General features: G+C 55.1%; 10 protein-coding genes. All 10 read left to right on the top strand.

Annotated features, from left to right (window positions below; genetic code table 11):
* Window positions 1-5 precede the first annotated feature (5 nt).
* The 10 genes from PUZ33_RS21210 to traI all read left to right on the top strand — a co-directional run bounded on the left by PUZ33_RS21210 (window position 6) and on the right by traI (window position 15917).
* Entirely contained in the window at window positions 6-269 is a 264-nt protein-coding gene (locus tag PUZ33_RS21210) for a hypothetical protein (protein ID WP_013087221.1), read from the top strand.
* Window positions 266-670, top strand: a complete 405-nt coding sequence (locus PUZ33_RS21205; RefSeq protein WP_214599675.1) for a hypothetical protein — start codon at window positions 266-268, stop codon at window positions 668-670. The genes PUZ33_RS21210 and PUZ33_RS21205 overlap by 4 nt, the downstream gene beginning before the upstream one ends.
* Window positions 663-2027, top strand: coding sequence for a conjugal transfer pilus assembly protein TraH (gene traH, locus PUZ33_RS21200; RefSeq protein WP_061549499.1), 1365 nt, complete (start codon window positions 663-665; stop codon window positions 2025-2027). The genes PUZ33_RS21205 and traH overlap by 8 nt, the downstream gene beginning before the upstream one ends.
* Window positions 2027-5443 (top strand): conjugal transfer mating-pair stabilization protein TraG, encoded by a 3417-nt coding sequence (traG, locus tag PUZ33_RS21195; protein ID WP_229078608.1) that lies wholly within the window; start codon window positions 2027-2029, stop codon window positions 5441-5443. The genes traH and traG overlap by 1 nt, the downstream gene beginning before the upstream one ends.
* 2 nt (window positions 5444-5445) lie before the next feature.
* Window positions 5446-6003 carry a hypothetical protein gene (locus PUZ33_RS21190; protein WP_047959894.1) on the top strand — a complete coding sequence of 186 codons (558 nt, stop codon included), beginning with the start codon at window positions 5446-5448 and terminating at the stop codon, window positions 6001-6003.
* 153 nt (window positions 6004-6156) lie between these two features.
* Window positions 6157-6888 (top strand): conjugal transfer complement resistance protein TraT, encoded by a 732-nt coding sequence (gene traT, locus PUZ33_RS21185; RefSeq protein WP_229078609.1) that lies wholly within the window; start codon window positions 6157-6159, stop codon window positions 6886-6888.
* A 48-nt stretch (window positions 6889-6936) separates the two neighbouring features.
* On the top strand, window positions 6937-7269 hold the full coding sequence (locus PUZ33_RS21180) for a hypothetical protein (protein ID WP_045325096.1): 333 nt from the start codon (window positions 6937-6939) through the stop codon (window positions 7267-7269).
* Between the two features lie 244 nt (window positions 7270-7513).
* A complete protein-coding gene (locus PUZ33_RS21175) occupies window positions 7514-7825 on the top strand; it encodes a hypothetical protein (protein ID WP_206865154.1) in 312 nt (103 codons plus the stop codon).
* A gap of 116 nt (window positions 7826-7941) precedes the next feature.
* On the top strand, window positions 7942-10497 hold the full coding sequence (gene traD, locus PUZ33_RS21170) for a type IV conjugative transfer system coupling protein TraD (RefSeq protein ID WP_229078610.1): 2556 nt from the start codon (window positions 7942-7944) through the stop codon (window positions 10495-10497).
* A complete protein-coding gene (gene traI, locus PUZ33_RS21165) occupies window positions 10494-15917 on the top strand; it encodes a conjugative transfer relaxase/helicase TraI (protein WP_229078611.1) in 5424 nt (1807 codons plus the stop codon). Before traD ends, traI begins: the two co-directional genes overlap by 4 nt.
* Window positions 15918-15939 lie beyond the last annotated feature (22 nt).

Here is a 15939-nt window from a genome sequence, read left to right as displayed (position 1 = left end):
ACAAAATGACGACAAATACGTATGCGTTATCGCGTACCGAGCGCGTGTGGCTGTTATTCAGCGTGACGCTGCTTGTGTCCGCAGCATTCTATGGGGTACTGGCCCACCGGGTGGTCAGCGTCCTGAACCGTCCTGAACTGACAACCTGTCTGCAGGACTTTCCGGTGCTCCTGCTTATCTCGCTGAGTATCGGATTCTTTTTCACCGTCACCGGGCTGTACGTCTGCCGGCAGACCCTGGTCAGGAAACCCCGGGAGGAGATTGCATGAGGCACATCAGACTGAAGACGTTTATCCGAAACCAGGCTATCGGGATACTGAAAGACAGTAGTGAGGATACGGAAACCCGAAAATGGACGGATTTGTTAACCCTGAAACTGTTTTATGCCTTAATTTTTACCGCCGTAGTCGAAAGGGTATATGTGAAGTGCGCCATCACAACGCTCAGTACGATGTCCGTTGACCGCGCCGAACAGTTTACGCTCTCGCTTCTTATCCACTATCCGCAGTACCTGTTGTGGGGCGTTATGGCCGCGATTATCGCGCTCATTGCGGTGAATTTACTCGTCTGCAGCTGGCTCTGTCTGGCCTCATATCTTTGCTGCAAACTGAACCGTGCTGACATCCCGGCAGGCAAGGATACGCAAGCTGTGGAGGTGCCTAATGATTAAGGCGCTTATTACGGCAGGGATTGTGTTCTTCTCAGGTCTGGCAGCGCTGCCTGCTCAGGCGGACGTCAATGGTGACCTCAACGGCTTCTTTGGCAAGCTGGGCTACAGCGGCAACGTCTCTCAGGCGCAGGCCTGGCAGGGGCAGGCGGCCGGGTATTTCTCCGGCGGGTCAGTCTACCTGCGAAACCCCGTCAAAAACGTTCAGCTGATCTCAATGCAGCTGCCGTCCCTGAACGCCGGCTGCGGCGGTATCGATGCCTACCTGGGGTCATTCAGCATGATCAGCGGTGAGGAAATTCAGCGATTCGTGAAGCAAATCATGAGTAACGCGGCTGGCTATGCATTCGACCTGGCACTGCAGACGATGGTCCCGGAGCTGAAGCAGGCGAAAGATTTCCTGCAGAAGCTGGCCAGTGATGTTAACTCCATGAACATGAGTTCGTGCCAGGCCGCTCAGGGCATCATAGGCGGGTTGTGGCCCGTAACGCAGGTGTCACAGCAGAAAATCTGCCAGGACATTGCCGGCGAAACCAACATGTTTGCTGACTGGGCGGCCTCCCGCCAGGGCTGCACCGTCGGAGGACAGGGGGATAAAGTCACGGCCAAAGCCGGCGATGCAGAAAAAGACCAGGTACTGAAAAACAAAAACCTTATCTGGGACACGCTCAGTAAGAACGGGCTGCTTGGTAACGATCGCGCCCTGAAGGAGCTGGTCATGAGTACTGTCGGCTCTATCATTTTCAACAAAACCGGAGACGTAACAATCCTGACGCCGCTGGTCGATAACCGCGACCTGATTAAAGTTCTGATGCGCGGGGGAACAGCGAAGGTCTACGGGTGCGATGAGGCAACACTCTGTCTGGGGCCTGTCGTCACTAACCTGACGATTACTGAGTCCAACGCTCTGGTCACACTGGTCAAAAACCTGATGCTCTCGATGCAGAACAAACTTGTCGATGACAAACCGCTGACCGATCAGGAAAAAGGCTTCGTGAACACCACCTCTGTGCCGGTACTGAAATACCTGACCAACGCCCAGAGTATGGGGATGAGCGCTACGTACCTCCTGCAGGTTTCCGACTTCATCGCGCAGGACCTGATGATCCAGTACCTCCAGGAACTGGTGAAACAGGCAAGCCTGTCTCTGGCTGGTAAGAACTTCCCGGAAGAGGCCGCTGCGAAGCTGCGCGACAACATTATTCATGCGCAGGGACTGCTGGCCGACATGAAGCTGCAGTCTGCGGCAGACCAGAACGCACTGGACGGCATCGACCGCAACATGCAGTACCTGCAGCAGCAGGTGTCCACCATTGTTTCAGGCTCCTATCAAAGCAACTATCACTGGGGTGATCGCTGATGCTTGAGATATACACCATTTATGGCGGGGGAATGTGGAAAACGGCGCTGGACGCCGTTGTCACCCTTGTCGGTCAGAATACCTTCCACACTTTAATGCGTATTGCCGGCACCTTCGGGGTGCTGGCTGTATTGCTCACTTTCATCAAACAACGTAACCCGATGGTCTTCGTCCAGTGGCTGGCGATCTTCATGATCCTGACGTCCATCCTGCTGGTACCGAAACGTTCAGTACAGATAATTGACCTCTCAGACCCGGCTGCGGTGTGGAAAACCGACAATGTACCGGTCGGTCTGGCTGCCATCGCGTCACTGACGACCAGCATCGGTTACAAAATGGCATCGGTGTACGACATGCTGATGGCCAGGCCCGACTCGGTAACCTACAGCAAGACCGGTATGCTGTTTGGCTCGCAGATTGTGGCGGAAACCAGCGACTTCTCCACGCAGAATCCGGAGCTGGCACAGATGCTGCCGGACTATGTGGAAAACTGTGTGATCGGCGATATTCTGCTGAACGGTAAATACACCATCAATCAGCTGCTCAATTCCACTGACCCGCTGACGCTGATAACCAGTAACCCAAGCCCGCTGCGGGGCATCTTTAAGATGACCTCCACCTCGCGTCAGTTCCTGACCTGTCAGCAGGCGGCAACGGAGATACAGAAGCTGGCGAATACCGACGTCAATCCGGGCAGTGCGACGTTTACCTGGCTGACGCGGAAGGTCTTCGGCAACAAGCTGAATGGCGCCTCGCTTCTGGCCAACGCTATGGGTGAGAGCTACGGTTACTTCTACTCCGGTGGCATGACAGCCGCGCAGATCATGAAGAATAACATTACCAACAGCGCAGTCCGGCAGGGGATAAAAGGCTTTGCGGCGCGCTCATCCGATACGGCTAACCTGCTGAACCTGGCCACCGAGAACGCAGCAACGAAACAACGCCTGAGCTGGGCAGCAGGTAACGAACTGGCCACCCGTACACTGCCGTTTGCGCAGTCCCTGCTGATGCTTATTCTGGTGTGCCTGTTCCCGCTTATGATTGCGCTGGCCGCATCAAATCACACTCTGTTTGGCCTGAACACCCTGAAAATATACGTTTCCGGGTTTATCTATTTCCAGATGTGGCCGGTGATGTTCGCCATCCTTAACTATGCCGCCAACTACTGGCTGCAGAGTCAGTCCGGGGGCACGCCTCTGGTGCTGGCCAACAAGGATGTGGTGGCACTGCAGCATTCGGACGTGGCGAATCTGGCAGGGTATCTGTCGTTGTCCATCCCGGTGCTGTCGTTCTATCTGACCAAGGGTGCTGCGGCTATGGGCTCTCAGGTAGCAGGCAGTGTCCTCAGTTCGGGCGCATTCACTTCTGCCGGTGTGGCAGCGACCACGGCGGACGGAAACTGGTCGTTTAACAACATGTCGATGGACAATGTCAGCCAGAACAAGATGGATACCAACCTGATGCAGCGTCAGGGCCAGCAGACGTGGCAGGCAGATAATGGTTCAACCCAGACCCAGACGGCCGGTGGCCACACGGTTATCGACGGTTCCGGTGCAATGTCGAATTTGCCGGTGAACATGAAGCTCAGCCAGTTGGCCAGCAGTGGTTTCCAGGAGTCAGCCCGTCAGTCGCAGGTCCAGGCACAGACAGCTCTTGATGGCTACAACCACAGCGTTACCAGCGGCTGGTCACAGCTCTCTCAGCTTTCTAATCAGACAGGTACCAGCGACAGCCTGATTAAAGGCAGTGAAAACAGCCAGGCCACAAACGCGACGCGCGGTGCCAGTATGATGATGTCTGCTGCAGAGAATTACGCGAAGGCGAATAATATCTCTACGCAGGAGGCTTACAACCAGCTGATGTCAAAATCTGTTGAAGGCAGTGTTAATGCTGGAGCAAGCGGTAAATTTAACACTGGCGATCAGGCATTTGGTAAAGTAGGTAAATGGGCTACCGGGGTGAGTTTTGAAGCGCATGCTGGCGCAGAAGTTAAAGGCTCAAGTGGAAGTTCTCATGGAACCCAGGAAACACACTCCAACAACCAGGATATGCGACATGACCAGAACAGCCAGGCGGTTAATGACTTCCGTCAGGGTATGGATATGGTTAAAAGTAGCCGCGTTACCGATGGTGCGAACCATACGGAGAATGCAGCAAGCAGCAATGTTCAGCAGCTGGCCGCAACACTCAATGATGCTGAAAGCCAGTACCATCAGTACACCACTAGTTCAACGCAGAGTAACGAGTTCAGCAGGATGGCCACTGTTGCGCAGAACCAGAGTGCAAGCCTCGATACAAACTATACGCAGGAGTTTGTGGACTGGGCGGCCAATAAATACGGCGATAAGGCGCAGTCCATGCTGACAAGTGCGCCATCGGCGCGCGAAGCGGCGATGGAGTTCGTAAATGAGCGTCTCAAACCTGAAATCATGGGGGATTATCAGCAGGGCCGTTCAGATCTTACCAGCGGTCAGGAGCATGCAGCCTTCAGTGGTGAGCACGTGGTTCAGCCAGCCCTCAGCAGTCAGCAAGGATCGGGCCCAGCAAGTAATGATGGAGGTATACGTTACAGCCCTGTCGAGAGTGGCTCTTATAATTCGAACGACACGGGGAACCACCATACAGACGGAGCGTCTCAGGTGACGGAATATGCGGGCACTTACGGTGGACAGGTTTCATCTGAGGGGGGAAGCGTGTCTGTGAAAACAGGCGGTTCTGCTTCGGGTAGCCATGAGTCATCATTGTTAGCGCAAAATCAAACGGACAGTGAGAACTTAGCCGGTCAACAGGAAATCAGCCATAACGAAGTACATTCTGGCTACGGCAGACAGGAACAAAGCTCCCATATCCAGTCAGGCTCTCACAGAAGCGAACAGGATAGCCTCTCCATTAAATCCAGTGGTCATGATACCGGAAGACATTCGGCTGAAAGGCAACACTCTGACTCCAGCGCTGGGATGCAGCAGGAATTACGCCAATCCGGGACCTTATGGGAACAAGGGGGAGCAGCAGGCCACAGGAACGAAATGAGCCATAACCCTGCAACCATGAATGTTGAGGAGCAGCGGGTTCAGGGTAATGCTATGCAGGCGTCTTTCAAAGAAAACCAGGCAAAACTGCACGAACAGTCAGGTCAGGGTTTTGGTCCGCAAAATGATATCCAGCGACGTGTAGCGGAACAAAGATCTGAAAACGAGCATAAAATCAACGAATCTTCTGAGGAAATAGAGAAAAAAGAATCCACTGTTCAGGCATCCAGTGATATTCTTAAGGGACAACATGACAATTTCACAGCTCAATTTAGTGAAGGCAAACAGGCAGAAGATTTAAGGCAAAAAACATTACCTATCCTACACAACGATGAAATTGAGATGCACAAGAAAAACCTTGAAGATTTGAGAAAAAGAGCGGGGTGAACATGCTAACTTTCAACGATGTAAATCGTGATTTTAAAGCAATCTTAGATGGAGTGTCGGATACAAACCGACCTGTACCATCAATAGCTAAAGCTCTGAGGGTTTCGTTAACTCTACCTCTAATAGGTATTATTCTTTCGACAATTACTTTCGGGGCCGTATGTGCGATCTCGAATCATCGCGATTTTAGTATTGGTCTATTAATTGGCTATATCCTCTCTGGTGAAGCCATACCTGTTTATATGGCTATGGTCGTAGGAGCCTTTCAAGGGATTATATTGTTGCCATACGTGAGTCTCTTCCACTCAATCCCTCAAAATTTAAGGGAAAACACGCCTCTCATAGCTCATATGAAGAGAGCTATATTTAAAGGAATAGGGTTGTATGTAAGCGTATTATTCATTACGTGCTTCATGTCCTTCTACAATGCGATGTATTTATTTGCCACACCAGTTGTAATGGTCATCGCAATTTTTGTCACATCGTTCACTGTCAACCTTCAGGTAAGTAAATTTGGCGTTGGTGCATTAATCAATAAGCTGAAGAAAAACCTTAAGTAGTTAGCTTTTTAGCCATCATAAAGACCCGCATTGTTGCTACAAGGATGTGGGTTTTTCATATCTAAACCTAAAATTCTTTTCAAATCAGCCGATAACGTCTCTGTTAGCTATATCTCGCTAACGGGGACGTTTTTCTATGCACAGGAAGAATTCATGAAATTAAAACAATTAGCCGTTGTAGGTCTGATCGCTTCTACTCTTGCACTGTCAGGTTGTGGTGCCATGTCCACTGCGGTGAAGAAGCGTAATCTCGATGTCAAAACTCAGATGAGTGAAACCATCTGGCTGGAGCCATCATCAGAGAAAACGGTTTATCTTCAGATCCGTAATACCTCTGACAAGGACATGTCTGGTCTGCAGGCACAAATTACAAATGAACTGGCCGCCAAAGGCTACCGCGTCACCAGTTCTCCGGACGCCGCCTACTACTGGATTCAGGCAAACGTGCTGAAAGCTGAAAAGATGGATCTACGTGAAGCCCAGGGCTTCCTGAAAACAGGTTATGAAGGAGCAGCCATGGGCGCAGCTCTGGGAGCAGGCATCACCGCGTATAACTCCAGTTCAGCAGGTGCGACACTGGGTGTAGGGCTGGCCACGGGACTGATTGGTATGGCTGCCGATGCAATGGTTGAAGACGTGAACTACACGATGGTGACCGATCTGCAAATTTCCGAGCGCAGCAAGGCTACCGTTACCACTGATAACATTGCAGCTCTGAAGCAGGGAACATCAGGCGTGAAAGTGCAGACCAGCACCGAGCAGGGCAACCGCGCTAAATATCAGACCCGTGTGGTTTCCAATGCCAATAAGGTGAACCTCAAGTTTGAAGAGGCTAAGCCAGTTCTGGAAGCACAGCTGGCCAAATCCATCGCCGGCATTATGTAACTGCATTGGCGGTCAAAGACCGCCCGTTTACCAAAATAAGGAATCAGCATGAAAAAAGCAGGAATTGTGTGTTTATCACTGGTCGTGGCTGTACTCACAGGGTGTTCCTCCCCAAAATCTACCCCGGAAGAACCAGAAATGACAGCTGCACGCCAGTGCTCTGATCAGGTGCTCACCGCTTCAAAAAATAAAGCGGGTACAACGAAGTTAACGTCAATCATGAAAGATGAAGCCACCATTGTTCGAGTTGGTGATTCTTCTCAGGAAACCCATCTTATCAAGGGATTCCCTTACGTTGAGTCCACGTCTCTTGATAATGGTAAGCCGGGTTCAACATGGCGCAACTGCATGCAGGCGAAAGGGTTTACTGTTGGTGGTTGAGCCGCCTGCAACAATAGTGAGCTAATAGCTCGTTATCATTAAAACCGCACTGAAAAGATATCATCTCAGTGCGGTAATTATTACCTCTCCTTTCCAACTGACTCCAGACCGAGTTCACTTCGGGCAGGGTGCGTCAGTGCTTTCTGTCAGTTACCAGTAATTACGCTTCCTCGCATGGCTGCGCCAGGCGCAGCCCTGTCTGCGGCGAGCGTTGCGTCCTTAATTTCAAAGGAGTTCGTCCATCATGATGCATCAGATAAGTGAACGTGCAGATTACTCAGCTGAATTCTGGTCGCTTATCCATCTGGAAAGCGAGCTGATGGCAGCAAGGGCCTGGATGAATGTATTTGGTTCATTTCCTGAGGGGCAGGGTATGACCATTTTTGCTTTCTGGGCTGGCTATGAATTTACCCTTTATGATCTGGAGCCCCGGGAGTGGCATTCACCGGTTTATAAGGATGTGGCCTCGTCAGTCCGTTCTGTGGCTGCATACATTAATAAACAGGACTGGGAGGACGGATGTCAGCAGGCCAGGTATGAACTGAGTCAGATGTAATAACCTGACGATTACCCCCACGCGGTACCACATTTTTTCATCACCCTTTTCAACGTTTCTTCTCTGATAACACACATCACCGCGCAGGTGATGCGATAACGGCTGGACAACACTCTATGAGCTTCGCAGGAAAAAACCTCACCCAGGGCGGGCAGATGACCGCCTACCGCTGGCGCATGTTCATTCAGGTGAACAACTGGATAGGATTCTGGATCTTCATCCTGTTCGCCGTACTGACTACCGCCATCTTTCTCTGGCGAATCCCTCAGGAAGCCCTGGATAACGGTTCCCTGTGGTGGTTCGCCAGTATCAACAGCAGCTTTATCGACCTTATGCCGTCATCGGGAACGCCAAAAATTTACGACGTTCACTACTGGTATGCGCCGACCGCGACGGCAATGGTGCTGAAAATGACTTTGCCGCAGATTTATACCGACCCGTACATGCAGGCGATGGGCGACCAGTGTCTGCGCGAGCTGCAGTGGGCGGCCGGCGCCAGCGGGCTGTTCAGTATGGTGGTGTTTATCGCCGTGACCTGGTTTATCGCGAATATCGGCCGAAAGGAGAGCGAGGACGAATATCTCTCCGGCATGCAGCTGACCGACAAGCCAGCGGAAGTGAATAAGCTGCTGCGTAAAAACGGTGAATTGTCCGATCTGCGGGTGGCTGATTTACACATGGTTAAACGGGCTGAGGTAATGAACTTCCTCATGCATGGCACCATTAACGTGGGTAAATCAACCATCATCCGCTGGCTCCTGGACTACATACGCAAACGTGGTGACCGTGCCATCATCTACGACTCCGGCTGTACCTTTACCGAAACCCACTACAACCCCTCCACCGATTTCATTCTTAATGCACACGACGAACGCTGTGCTAACTGGCAGATGTGGGGTGAGTGTATTGATGCGGTCGACTATGACAACCTGGCTGCCAGCCTCATCCCGGTAGAAGGGGAGTCCGACCCATTCTGGGTTTCAAGTTCACGTACCATCTGCGCTGACCTCGCTATACGGATGTCGGTTGATCCGGACAGGAGTATAGAGAAGTTCCTCAAAACCCTGCTGTCACTCAGCATGAAAAGTTTGCGTGAATATCTTGTCAATACGCCTTCAGCCAACCTGGTCGAGGAGAAGATCGAGAAAACAGCCATCTCCATTCGCTCGGTGGTAACCAACTATGCCAAAGCGCTGCGATTTCTTCAGGGGCTGGATGACGGCACCAGGCCACCTTTCACCATTCGGGAGTGGATGACGCAAGAGCGTTATGACAACAGCTGGCTGTTTATTTCCACTCAGGCCCGACATCGCAAGAGTGTGCGACCACTGATCTCACTCTGGGTGTCGCTGGCCACATTGTTACTGCAGAGCATGGGGGAAAACAGCGAGCGCCGCGTGTGGTTCATTCTTGATGAAGCTCCGAGCCTGCAGCGCATCCCGGAGCTGGCTGAAACGCTGGCGGAAGCACGTAAATTTGGTGGCTGTTTCGTGCTGGGAATGCAGAACATGGCGCAACTGGTTCACGTCTACGGCCGCGAGCTGGCAAAAAGCATCTTTGACCTGATGAACACCCGTATGTACGGACGTTCGCCGAGCGCCGAGATGGCCAAAGTAGTTGAAGAGGAGCTGGGCAACCAGCGTAAGCGCAAAATCCGTGAACAGAACAGCTACGGTCTGGATCAGGTGCGTGACGGTGTGTCGCTCGGTAAGGACGAGGTGAATAACCCGATTGTCGACTACGAGCAAATCATGCGTCTGCCAAACCTCAACTTCTACGTGCGCCTCCCGGGTGAGTATCCGGTCGTCCGTCTGAAGCTGAAATACCGTCCATTCAAAAAACGCCATGCTGGCCTTATCGAGCGCAATATCCGCGATGCGCTCAGCCCGGAGCTGGAGAGGGTTATTCAGGAGAACGAGCGTGCAGCGGCCATTGCAGGTCTGACGTTCCCGACCGGTGACGAAGTGCTGGAGAAGGGGAGCGAGACATCCTCTGCAGATGACGGTCCCGCTCCGGTTTCTTCTGCAGGGGCATCCGGCTCACAGGCAACACCGGTCGTCGAAAAAGTGGCTCGTACCCGAATGGAGGAACCGAAACCCTCGCGCAGCGCTGCGCCTGAACGGAAGCCAGTACCAGTCAGGGAGCCAGACATATCGCGAAAAGAACCAGCAGTAACTGAAAATCACAGGCCGGTGACAGCCCCTGTCACCGGAGACAAAAAAGACAATGTTGTCTCTCTTCGGCCCTCGAAACCTGCACCAAATCATCAAAAAGGGACCGCGTCCCTTAATCCGGAAATTCCAGCAGCACTGCAAAAAATCCGCAGCAGAACCCAACCGGATATTCCCTCCGAGCCTGCTGCGGCTGGCGCGCTGGGAATGCTGAAACGGCGGCTCAGAACCAAAGCCACCTCAGACGGAGGCGAAGATCAGGCCAGCGAGAATGCGGGCGAATCCATGAACCTGGATATGAAGGTGACGGCACTGCCTGACGGCGGCCTGAGTCTGGCGACGGCAGGGAAGTCAGTGACACCGAAAACCCCGGATGAAGCCCACGGTACTCACCGGCAGCTGGCGCAGGAAGAAGAGAACATTTTACTTCACCGTCACGCGGACGACTCGGGTTACGACGAAAACGACCATTACTATTACGACAGAGAGCCTGAATTATGATGTCAGTCGCCCCAGTAGCGTCAGCCGGCGAGGCTGCAGGCTACTACAGCAATTCCGATAACTACTATTTTCTGGGTAGCCTGCAGAGCCTGTGGATGGGAGAGGGTGCAAAAGCGCTGGGTCTGGAGGGCAACGTCCGTGGCGATGATCTGACGGCCGTGCTCGAGGGACGTCTTCCGGACGGTTCACGGCTTGGCAAGGAGGTTAACGGACAGCATGTCCACCGCCCGGGCCATGACCTGACTTTTTCCGCCCCCAAAAGCGTGTCCATTCTGGCTCTCATCGGCAACGATAAAGAAATGCTGGAAGCACACTACCACGCCGTCCGCGTGGCGGCCGGCTATGTGGAGAAGCTCATCTCGGCCCGGAACACCAAAGACGGCGTTACGTCCATCGTACACACCGGCAAGATGGTCGCGGCCGCCTACACGCATGACACGTCACGTAACCTCGACCCGCTGATACACACTCATCTCCTGGTTGCCAATATGACGGAGTATGAGGGCAAATGGAAAGCTCTGGCCACAGACTATATCCATAACGCCGGCTTTATCGAGACCGTCATGAAGCACCAGGTCACGCTCGGAAAAATCTATCGAGGTGCCCTTCGCGAACGTGTTGAAGCGCTCGGCCACGAAGTGAAAGAGGTCGGCAAACACGGCATGTGGGAGATTAAGGCAATTCCGGATGAAGTTGTGGATGAATATTCCTCCCGTGGCCGGGAAATCAGAGGGGCCGTGGGGGCTGAAGCCACGCTGCGCAGCCGGGATGTGGCCGCCAAAGATACCCGCAGGGCGAAAGTTGACCCTTCGCGGATGCGCCTGATGGAGCGCTGGTTGGGTCAGATGAAGGAGAAGGGATTTGACCTGAAGGCGTATCAGGAAAGCGTGGTGCCGCGTGATGCAGGTCTTCGTGAGACCGCGCCTCAGCCGGAGCGAGATCACCAGGTTAAGCCGGTTCCTGCCGGGCCTGAACAGGCTTCTTTGCAGACGTCGTCCACGGCAGAAAAGAGCGTCGATACACCTGCTCAACCCGCAGAACGGGAGAGCCTGTCCCGTCAGCCAGTACCACAACAGACTGACACGCTGCGTCAGCCGGCACAAACCGGCCCCGAAAAAACGCCGGCGACCAGAAACTTTCCCGCAGCGCAGCGGGACACTGAAATACCCCGCCCGGAACTGACTGAGGCTGTCCGGTTGGCCATCTCGCAGCTCAGCGACAGTAAAACGCGCTTCACCTTTGGCGAGCTGATGATGACCACCGCTGAGCTGAGTGAACGGCTGCCGGAGATTAAGGATATTCGTGTGGCCATCGATGCGGCGCTGAAGGACGGCATGATTGTGCCGCTGGACAGTGAGAAAGGGGTCTTCACCTCCCGTATTCACCTGCTGGATGAACTCTCGATCCAGGCGCTGAGTCAGGAACATCTCAAATCCACAAAAGTCGTCAGTTTCACCCGTCCGGCGCAGTACGCGCCGGCGGCGCTGGAAGTGGTGGAGAAAGACGCCCTGGTTCTGATGAATGCCCCGTCAGGCGTGGCGGGTATCCGTGACCTGACCGCGCAGCTGGCCGGTATTGCCGGCGCGAACGGTCGTGACGTGCAGGTGCTGGCCAGCTCTGCCGAGCGCGCCATTTCGCTGGCGAAATCCGACGATTTGCGGGAACGGATTATCAGCCGGCAACATGTTCTGAGCGGTGATTTCCACCTGAAACCCCAGAGCACGCTGATTATCGAAGGGGCAGAGCGTCTGGGATTAAAGGAGACGCTGGTACTGCTGGGCGAAGCGCGGGCGCAGGACGCACAGCTGGTTTTTCTCGACAGTGCCGGGCGTCAGGCGAACGGTAATGCCATGTCCGTGCTGGAGTCCGCGGGGGTTGCCCGCTCCCGCCGCACTGAGCCGGCGCCCGGGCTGGAGGCCGAAGTGGTCAGTATTCCGAACAAACGCGACCGTTACGAGGCGCTGGCCAACCGGTTTGCAGAACTGAGCGGAGGCAGTGAAAACGTCACCGCCGTTGTGGTCGGCAGGCGTGAACAGGCACAACTGACGGGCCTGGTACGTGAGGCGCTGCAGAACGCAGGACAGCTGGGGCGCGACGGCGTTGAGATAGAGGCCCGGCAGCCGGTCTGGCTCGACAGCAAAACGCGCCGCATGCCCGGTTCATACCGTCCCGGGATGGTACTTGAAGATCGCACGGACGCAAAAGCGCGTAAGTCGTATGTGATTGACCGGGTGCATGAGGACACGCGAGTCCTCTCGCTCATCGACGGGGACGGCGTGCTGACCCGGATGAAAATCGGGGATATCAGCGCTGACTGGCGTCTCTTCAGCCGCGAAACCCTCAGCGTGGCCACCGGCGAAAAACTGCTGGCCGTGGCGGGGGATCGTGAGCACAGCCTGAAGGCAAAAGACCGTCTTGAGGTGACCGGGATAAGTGAAAAGGTGATTGAGGTGAAACGGGGGGAAGAGACCCTGACGCTGCCAAAAGACCAGCCGCTCTACCTGTCACATGCCTACGTGACCGCGCCGGGCGGCCGGGATAACGACACCGGTGTGGTGCTGGCCGCGCTGAACAGTCGCGACATCTCATCCCAGACCATGAACTCGCTGGCGCAGAGTGGCCACCGGGCGGAAGTGTTCACCGCCGAAGTGCAGGATCGGGCAGAAGCCCGGCTGCAGCGCATGAAGACCAGTGCCTCTCCCGTGCAACTGGTCAGAAGTCTGAGTGGCCACGACGACGTCAGCCAGGCGGTTGACTCGCTGCATGACAGCGTCCGGACGGACGCCGGGCTGGCCGTCTGGCGTGCCATCAATGACCAGCGCACCGTGGTGTTCAGCGAACTTAAGCTGGCGACGGAGGCGCAGAAATATCATCCCGACCTTGAAGCCATCGGGAATGAAATTGGCGCGATGATTAAAAATGGCGAGCTGTTGTCCGTATCCGCAGGGGGAGAGCCGGTACTGGTTTCCCGGTCCACCTGGGAGATGGAGAAAGCCATTCTGCGTGTGGTGGCGGAAGGGAAAGGTACGCAGCAGCCCTTGCTGGAACAGGTACCGGAGGCCGTGCTGAACGGACTCACCGATGGCCAGAAAAAGGCGACCACCCTGGTGCTGGGCACCACGGATCAGTTTATCGGGATTCAGGGCTATGCCGGTGTGGGGAAGACCACGCAGCTGAAGGCCGTGAAAACCGCGCTTGAAACCTTACCGGCAGATGTTCGCCCAGTACTGATGGGTCTTGCCCCGACGCACCAGGCAGTGAAAGAGATGAGCGACGTCGGTGTCCGGGCGCAGACCATCAAATCCTTTATCGTTGAACATGACCAGGCGACGGCCGCAGGCGGTAAGCCCGACTATAAAGCACAGGTGTTTCTTATCGATGAGTCCTCAATGGCAGGCAACCAGGATACGGCGGCCCTGTTCCAGGCCATTGCCAGCGGCGGTGGTCGCGCGGTCTCGATGGGGGATATCGACCAGTTTGAATCGGTCGACGTGGGCGCGCCGTTTAAGCTGATGCAGGAGCGCAGCCCGATGGATGTGGCCATCATGAAGCAAATCGTCCGCCAGAAAGACCTGCAGCTGCGCGGTGCCGTTCACGACATCATTGATAACCGGATCGATGCGGCCCTGCAGCGCATTGAAACCCAGCCGGCTGACCGTGTGGCGCGTAGCGCTTCAGCCTCGCTCCCGGGGAGTGCCATTCAGGAAACGGAGACGCCTGTTAACGACATCGTGGCTGACTGGACGGACCGGACGCCGGAGGCGCGGTCCCGTACCCTCATTATCACCCAGCTGAACGCCGACCGTCGTGCGGTAAATGCCGGCATTCATGCTGTGCTGGCTGCCCGGGGAGAGCTGGGGGAGAAGGCCATTACGGTGCCGGTGCTCGATAAAATCACCCACACCCGTCATGAGTTCAACAAAACCGATGCCTGGGAAGCCGGGATGGTGGTTAAACGCGGCGATCGCTACCAGGACGTGCTGGCCGTTGACCGCAACGGCAGTACGGTCACGGTACGCGATGAGGAGGGGAAGATTGCTCTGGTTTCCCCGAAGCAACTCATCACCGGCGACGTGCAGCTGTTTCGCCGCAGCGAGAGGGAAGTCCGCGCCGGCGATCTGCTGAAGTTCACGGCGACAGACAAGGAGCAGGGACAGATGGCCAGCCAGCGCTATACGGTCGAGTCGGTCAGCGAAACGGGCAATATTCGTCTGAAGGGGGAAAACGGCCGCATCACCATCAATCCTCAGGCCGTCAGGGCGCAGCAGCATATTGATTACGGCTGGGCTGTCACCGGGTACGGTGCTCAGGGGGCCAGTAGCGATTATGTCATTGCGCTTGAGGGCACGGAAGGCGGGCGTAAGGCACTGGCTTCCCGTCGCGCCTTCTACATCTCGGCCTCGCGCGTGAAAGAGCACGTCCAGATTTATACCGACGGGAAGGCTGACTGGGTTAAGGCGGTAAAAACGCCGGAGCGGGATATCAAAACGGCGCACGATGCGCTGGCGCCAGAAACGCAGCGTAAACAGGCGAAAGCCATCTGGGCAATGGGACAGCCGGTGAATAAAACGGCCATTGGCCGCGCCTGGGTACGCCATCAGGGCATGCAGGACGCGTCACTGACGGCAAAAATCATCCCGGCCACCCGGCGCTTTCCCGAACCGGCGCTGGCGCTGCCGGTGTATGACAACAACGGCCGTAGTGCGGGCCTGGCCCTGGTTTCCCTGGTTGCCAGCCCGGAAGGGCGGATGACACAGGGGGAGACCCGGATGGTCATGACAGAACGTGCCCGTGGTGCGGTACTGCAGCGAAGCCAGTCCGGCAACACGATTGTGGTCAGTGACCTGGCGGCCGCGCTCGATGCAGTACGACATCACCCGAAGGACGGCGTGGTCTGGCAGACCGGCGATGAACCGCCTTCAGCATGGTTGCTTAAGGTGAGCGGCGGGACAAAACAGGATGTCTCACCGGGTATTGTCTCCACGCTGACTGACGAGCAGAACGTACAGCAACTGCGCGAACAGCTGCTGGCAGACCAGGTTCGCAATGAAGAAGCCGGACGGAACAGGCAGCCGGAGTCGTTGCTGCCGGAAATTCCGCAGGAAGAGGTGATCAGACTGAAACCGGAAGACATTAATCCGCGTAAACCGGAACCACTCACCCCGGATGCGGATGTGATCGCCAGGGTGAGAGGTGAGGAAAACACCGGTGGACAGGAAATGAAAGCTGCTGCAGGTGTCAGGAGTGAGCTGGAAGGTGCTGACAAGGCATCCGGTGAACAGTCGCGGGCATCGCGTGTGATTGCTGATCTGGCAAACGCTGAGCGCGACATGCTCAGGGTGGCAGAAAATACTGAACGCGGCCGCATGCCGGAGCGAGAAGAACAGACCCTCACCCGAACCATTCAGAAAGAACGTTAATTCCTCTTTTAACCATGAGAAT

It is taken from the genome of Enterobacter cloacae complex sp. 2022EL-00981 (genome assembly GCF_028737495.1).
GTDB classification, from domain to species: domain Bacteria; phylum Pseudomonadota; class Gammaproteobacteria; order Enterobacterales; family Enterobacteriaceae; genus Enterobacter; species Enterobacter cloacae.
The sequence above is the reverse complement of the archived record's forward strand: the minus strand, read 5'-3'. Positions and strand labels throughout refer to the sequence as shown.

Excerpts from the sequence above, each read along its gene's own strand:
- traH (WP_061549499.1), top strand. The coding sequence starts at position 663 with ATGATTAAGGCGCTTATTACGGCAGGGATTGTGTTCTTCTCAGGTCTG.
- traG (WP_229078608.1), top strand. The coding sequence starts at position 2,027 with ATGCTTGAGATATACACCATTTATGGCGGGGGAATGTGGAAAACGGCG.
- traI (WP_229078611.1), top strand. The coding sequence starts at position 10,494 with ATGATGTCAGTCGCCCCAGTAGCGTCAGCCGGCGAGGCTGCAGGCTAC.
- PUZ33_RS21210 (WP_013087221.1), top strand. The coding sequence starts at position 6 with ATGACGACAAATACGTATGCGTTATCGCGTACCGAGCGCGTGTGGCTG.
- PUZ33_RS21175 (WP_206865154.1), top strand. The coding sequence starts at position 7,514 with ATGATGCATCAGATAAGTGAACGTGCAGATTACTCAGCTGAATTCTGG.
- traD (WP_229078610.1), top strand. The coding sequence starts at position 7,942 with ATGAGCTTCGCAGGAAAAAACCTCACCCAGGGCGGGCAGATGACCGCC.
- PUZ33_RS21180 (WP_045325096.1), top strand. The coding sequence starts at position 6,937 with ATGAAAAAAGCAGGAATTGTGTGTTTATCACTGGTCGTGGCTGTACTC.
- traT (WP_229078609.1), top strand. The coding sequence starts at position 6,157 with ATGAAATTAAAACAATTAGCCGTTGTAGGTCTGATCGCTTCTACTCTT.
- PUZ33_RS21190 (WP_047959894.1), top strand. The coding sequence starts at position 5,446 with ATGCTAACTTTCAACGATGTAAATCGTGATTTTAAAGCAATCTTAGAT.
- PUZ33_RS21205 (WP_214599675.1), top strand. The coding sequence starts at position 266 with ATGAGGCACATCAGACTGAAGACGTTTATCCGAAACCAGGCTATCGGG.